The sequence below is a fragment of the Sporosarcina sp. E16_8 genome (assembly GCF_017347095.1).
GTDB lineage: Bacteria > Bacillota > Bacilli > Bacillales_A > Planococcaceae > Sporosarcina.
Genome location: NZ_JADPRZ010000090.1, coordinates 1 through 5,253 on the forward strand (window position 1 = coordinate 1; position 5,253 = coordinate 5,253).

Genomic DNA, 5,253 nt, shown 5'->3' on the forward strand with positions numbered 1-5,253 from the left:
GAAGTACGCCTCCTCGTGCCTGCAAGGATGCAGGTATGCAGTCGTTGCGACAGGACGTCGCGCACTTAGACTGCCTACTTTTTTACTTATGCCTGTCGGGGCTGGACGGCGCCTTGCGCTTTTCAATAGAATTAATAACAATAAGGAGGAGAAGTTCTATGGAGAAGAAAGTTGCAGTATTACCAGGTGATGGAATCGGTCCAGAAGTGACTGAAGCAGCAGTGAAGGTGCTTGAAGTAATTGCAAGACGTTTTAGCCACACCTTCCATGTAACGTACGGAGTAATTGGCGGCGCTGCAATTGATAAACATCAAAATCCGCTACCGGATGAAACAGTAGCACTTTGTGAAGCGAGTGACGCGGTACTTCTTGGCGCAGTAGGTGGTCCGAAATGGGACCAAAATCCTTCAGCATTACGACCGGAAAAAGGACTGCTTGCGATTCGGAAACATTTCGACTTGTTTGCTAATCTTCGGCCTGTGAAAGCTGTGCCATCTTTACTCCATGCATCTCCTCTAAAACCAGAAGTGGCAAAAGATGTAGATATGATGATCGTACGGGAACTGACAGGTGGTCTATATTTCGGCGAACCAAGTCGGCGGACTGCAGATGCTGCAGTGGATTCACTGGTTTATACACGTGAAGAAATTGAACGTATCGTTGTCACAGCATTTGAAATTGCCCGCTTGCGCAGAGGGAAAGTAGCTTCTGTTGATAAAGCGAACGTACTCGAAACAAGTAAGTTATGGCGTGAAGTTGTTGAAGAGAAAAAGAAAGCTTATCCCGATATTGAAGTAGAGCATATGTTAGTCGATTCTACTGCTATGAAACTAATTACGAACCCAGCGGCCTTTGACGTTGTTGTGACTGAAAATATGTTTGGGGACATTTTAAGTGATGAAGCATCTGTCATTACAGGATCACTTGGTGTACTTCCATCAGCTAGTATCCGTTCAGACGGTTTCGGATTATACGAGCCTGTCCACGGTTCGGCACCTGAAATTGCAGGACTTGGTTTGGCGAATCCAGCTGCGGCGATACTATCGGTTGCGATGATGTTGAAGTATTCATTTAACCTAGATACGGAAGCATCAGCGATTGAAGAAGCAGTTAACACAGTGTTCGAAGACGGTTTCTTCACAGCAGATCTTGTAGAACCGGGTAAACGGGTTTTATCGACAAAAGAATGGACGGACAAAGTCATTGACGAACTTGATACACAATTCGTCTCGAATAGCATTATGTTTTCATACGTTTAATTTCATTCATTGATAAGAGAGGAAGGGCTGCCATATGGCGAAAAATATCATCGAGAAAATTTGGAATCAGCATATCGTCTACGAAGAACAGGGGAAGCCGGATTTACTCTATATAGACCTTCATTTATTGCATGAAGTGACTTCTCCGCAGGCGTTTGAGGGACTCAGATTAGCGAATCGTACTGTGCGCAGACCCGATCTCTGCTTTGCGACGATGGATCATAATGTTCCAACACGAAACCGGGATGAGATTAAAGATCCGATTGCGCGGAAACAAATCAACACATTGCAAACAAATTGTGATGAATTTGGCGTCCCGCTTGCAAATATGGACCATCCAGATCAAGGAATTGTTCATATAATCGGGCCGGAACTTGGACTGACGCAGCCAGGTAAAACAATTGTCTGCGGCGATAGCCATACTTCTACACATGGCGCTTTCGGAGCAATTGCATTTGGCATCGGTACGAGCGAAGTCGAGCATGTCCTTTCGACGCAAACATTATGGCAATCAAAACCGAAAACAATGGAAATCCGTATTAACGGGAAACTTGGGTTCGGTGTTACCGCAAAAGATGTTATTTTAGCGATTATCGCTAAATTTGGAATTGATATGGGTACGGGGCATATTGTTGAATTTACGGGTGAAGCAATCCGTAATTTGACGATGGAAGAACGGATGACCGTTTGTAATATGTCGATTGAAGCAGGGGCAAAAGCTGGTTTGATCAGCCCAGATGCAACGACTGTCGCTTACTTGAAAGGCCGTAGATATGTTCCTGAAGGTCAAGAATTTGAAAAGGCAGCGGCACATTGGCTATCCCTTGCGTCAGATAAGGACGCGACTTATGATACGATGCTTGAAATGAATACGGACGAAATCGAACCGTTCGTGACATGGGGTACCAACCCTTCAATGGGATCTGGAATTTCAGCTAGTGTTCCTTATGCAAAGGATTTTGAATCAGAATCAGATAAAGATGCACTGAAACAAGCACTGGCGTATATGGGGCTTGAAGAAGGGGCTCCGCTGAAGTCGATTGATATCCAGCATGTCTTCATTGGTTCGTGCACAAATGCAAGATTAAGTGATTTACGTGCAGCGGCGAAAGTTATTGCAGGGAAGAAAGTCCATCCTTCCGTCACGGCAATTGTCGTACCTGGTTCACGCACTGTTAAAAAACAGGCGGAGGATGAGGGGTTAGATTCAGTATTCCTTGAGGCTGGATTCGAGTGGCGGGAATCGGGTTGCAGCATGTGCCTTGCGATGAATGATGATGTCGTTCCAGCAGGTGAACGGTGCGCTTCAACATCGAACCGGAATTTCGAAGGACGACAAGGGGCGGGGGCACGTACACATCTTGTCAGTCCGGCCATGGCAGCCGCTTCAGCAATTGCAGGCCATTTTGTAGATGTCCGCGAATTGGAAGCTGTTCATTCATAAGTGAGGAAAGGATGATTAGATGGAACCGATTAACGAAGTCGTTAGTGTAATAACACCGCTTGACCGTAAAAACGTCGATACCGACCAGATTATTTCGAAAGAGTTCTTGAAACGAATTGAGCGTACAGGGTTCGGGAAATATTTGTTTTATCACTGGCGACATAATGCCGATGGAAGCGAAGTTCAAGATTTCGTTTTGAATGATGAGCGGTTCAAAGGATCTAAAATCCTCGTTGCTCAAGAAAATTTTGGGTGCGGCTCCTCTCGTGAACATGCACCGTGGTCGATTTTAGACTATGGATTCAATGTCGTCATCGCGCCAAGCTATGCGGATATCTTCTATAATAACTGCATGAAAAATGGTTTGCTTCCGATTAAATTAACAATGTCGGAAGTAGAAGAGTTGTTGGCAAACGGTCAAAAAGATCCTTATACAGTTGAAGTTAATCTAGTTGAACAGACGGTGACGGGGCAGGATGGCAAGTCCTATTCGTTTGAAATTGATCCGTACTATAAAGAAATGTTGTTAAATGGCTGGGATGAAATATCCTTGACTTTCCAATATGAAGAACAAATTGCCAACTATGAAAAACAACATCAGCACACGTAAATGCCGACTAAAAGGGGAGATGGTGTAATTGGGAATTTGTATGAAACAGCGCGCTTATTCGAAGCATTTGAACGTTTAACTGAAATTGTTCACCGCACGCCTATTAAACAATCGGAGACATTGAATGATTGGACACAATCTGAAGTGTATTTGAAACTTGAAAACTTACAGAAGACAGGGTCATTTAAAGTACGCGGCGCGTTCAACAAAATTTCTCAACTGACAGCAGCAGAATGTGCAAAAGGTTTACTTGCGGCTTCCGCAGGAAATCATGCACAAGGTGTTGCAATGGCAGGACGGAAAGTCGGCGCCAAGGTTACAATATTCATGCCTGAAACGACTCCAGCTGCAAAAGTGGCCGCTACCCGGAAATACGGGGCGACTGTTAAGCTTGTTGGGAAAAGTTTTGATGAGGCATATAAAGCAGCGCGTACGGAGCAACTGGCAACAGGTGCGACGTTTATCCATCCTTTCGACGACATCACAATTATCGAGGGCCAGGCAACTGTTGCAATGGAAATGTTGCAACAGCAACCTGATTTAGACACGATTATTGTACCGGCAGGCGGTGGAGGTCTACTCGCAGGGACTGCACTTGCTGTGAAGACAATACGGCCTTCGGTTAAGGTGATTGGCGTCCAGGCCGCAAATGCACCTGCAATTGCTTCGGCTTTTCACGGTAGAAAAAGTAATCCTACACATTTTTTACCGACAATTGCAGAAGGGATTTGCGTCAGAGAACCTGGTAAAGTAACGATGGATATCATTCACAATTATGTAGACGATATGATTACAGTGACTGAACAGGAAATTTCATCAGCTATTCTTTTCATGCTAGAACGTGAGAAGTTGCTTGTTGAAGGGGCTGCAGCTGCAGCGATTGCTGCTGTTCTGAATAAGAAATTACCTGTTTCATCTAACCGAGTCGGTGTGATTGTCTCAGGCGGGAATTTTGATGTTGGGAAGCTAGGGAATTGTATAGCGGCATGTAATGATTCTGTGCTTAATTTTTAATATCAAATCTGTCGTGATGATTTTGCCAAAGGCTGATCGGTGAAATACCAGTGAATATGGAGGTTTTCAATCCCTTCACATCAGTTTTTTTGTAAGTAAGTAAATGGTTAATCAACAGACGCGGAACAATCCAATTAAAAAGCCCCTTTCATTGTTGTAAAATGAAAGGGGTAATTTTTTGTCTTTCGGCAGTTCTATGCTATTTCATTTGAACTGATCCTCTTGCAACGAGTTATTATAAACTGATTGTCAAACCTGCACTTGCACCACCTATTACAGTGTTTAATAGTGAAAGACCGGTAGCGCTTGACGAGAACACCATCAAAAGGCGGTCACCTTGTGCTACTGGAACTGAAATTGAGCTAGATGAAGCAAAACTCAGATTACCAATAGCGATTATACCCGATAATGATGGAGCTAGAGTTAAAACAGCAGCTGTAGGGCTAAAAAGGTTGCTACCTGCTGCAGCACGATATACTTGCGCAGTAATTGTAATAGTTGAACCAATAAGTGTCAATGCCAATGTATTCTTGAATGTGGCTGACATTGCCGTGATAGTACCAGCTTGAGGTACTGTGAAAGAGTATTCAAGCGGGAGTAACGCTGTGGAGATATCAGTACCCAAAAGAGAAACACCCGCTATAGAACCTCCGAATCCTATTAAACTTGTAGTACCAACTAATCCACCCAAGACAGTGGTCAAGACAGCTGGAATACCTGATGCAAAAGGAATAAAAGCACCAGCTCCAGTTGCGCCAGTAGCGCCATCAGCACCAGTAGCACCAGTCGCACCAGTAGCACCAGCTCCAGTTGCGCCAGTAGCGCCATCAGCACCGGTAGCACCAGTCGCACCATCAGCACCAGTCGCACCATCAGCGCCAGTAGCACCATCAGCACCGGTAGCACCATCAGCACCAGTCGCACCG

The 5,253-nt window shown here is 44.8% G+C and carries 6 protein-coding genes; 5 read left to right on the top strand and 1 reads right to left on the bottom strand.

What is annotated here, in order from left to right; all coding sequences use genetic code 11:
• The 5 genes from I2484_RS20595 to ilvA all read left to right on the top strand — a co-directional run.
• Positions 1–190, top strand: a 190-nt coding sequence (locus I2484_RS20595) for a hypothetical protein (protein ID WP_207152927.1), incomplete at its 5' end; no start/stop codon positions are given.
• Complete coding sequence (gene leuB / locus I2484_RS20600; RefSeq protein ID WP_207152928.1) at positions 159–1,259, top strand: 3-isopropylmalate dehydrogenase; 1,101 nt, start codon at positions 159–161, stop codon at positions 1,257–1,259. The genes I2484_RS20595 and leuB, both read left to right, overlap by 32 nt.
• 34 nt (positions 1,260–1,293) lie before the next feature.
• Positions 1,294–2,703 carry a 3-isopropylmalate dehydratase large subunit gene (gene leuC / locus I2484_RS20605; protein WP_207152929.1) on the top strand — a complete coding sequence of 470 codons (1,410 nt, stop codon included), beginning with the start codon at positions 1,294–1,296 and terminating at the stop codon, positions 2,701–2,703.
• 19 nt (positions 2,704–2,722) lie between these two features.
• Complete coding sequence (gene leuD, locus I2484_RS20610; protein ID WP_207152930.1) at positions 2,723–3,313, top strand: 3-isopropylmalate dehydratase small subunit; 591 nt, start codon at positions 2,723–2,725, stop codon at positions 3,311–3,313.
• A complete protein-coding gene (gene ilvA, locus I2484_RS20615) occupies positions 3,314–4,327 on the top strand; it encodes a threonine ammonia-lyase (protein WP_207152931.1) in 1,014 nt (337 codons plus the stop codon).
• A gap of 235 nt (positions 4,328–4,562) precedes the next feature.
• Here the strand turns inward: ilvA and I2484_RS20620 are convergent.
• Positions 4,563–5,253, bottom strand: a 691-nt coding sequence (locus tag I2484_RS20620; protein WP_275956891.1) for an exosporium glycoprotein BclB-related protein, incomplete at its 5' end; no start/stop codon positions are given.

Excerpts from the sequence above, each read along its gene's own strand:
- leuB (WP_207152928.1), top strand. The coding sequence starts at position 159 with ATGGAGAAGAAAGTTGCAGTATTACCAGGTGATGGAATCGGTCCAGAA.
- ilvA (WP_207152931.1), top strand. The coding sequence starts at position 3,314 with ATGCCGACTAAAAGGGGAGATGGTGTAATTGGGAATTTGTATGAAACA.
- leuD (WP_207152930.1), top strand. The coding sequence starts at position 2,723 with ATGGAACCGATTAACGAAGTCGTTAGTGTAATAACACCGCTTGACCGT.
- leuC (WP_207152929.1), top strand. The coding sequence starts at position 1,294 with ATGGCGAAAAATATCATCGAGAAAATTTGGAATCAGCATATCGTCTAC.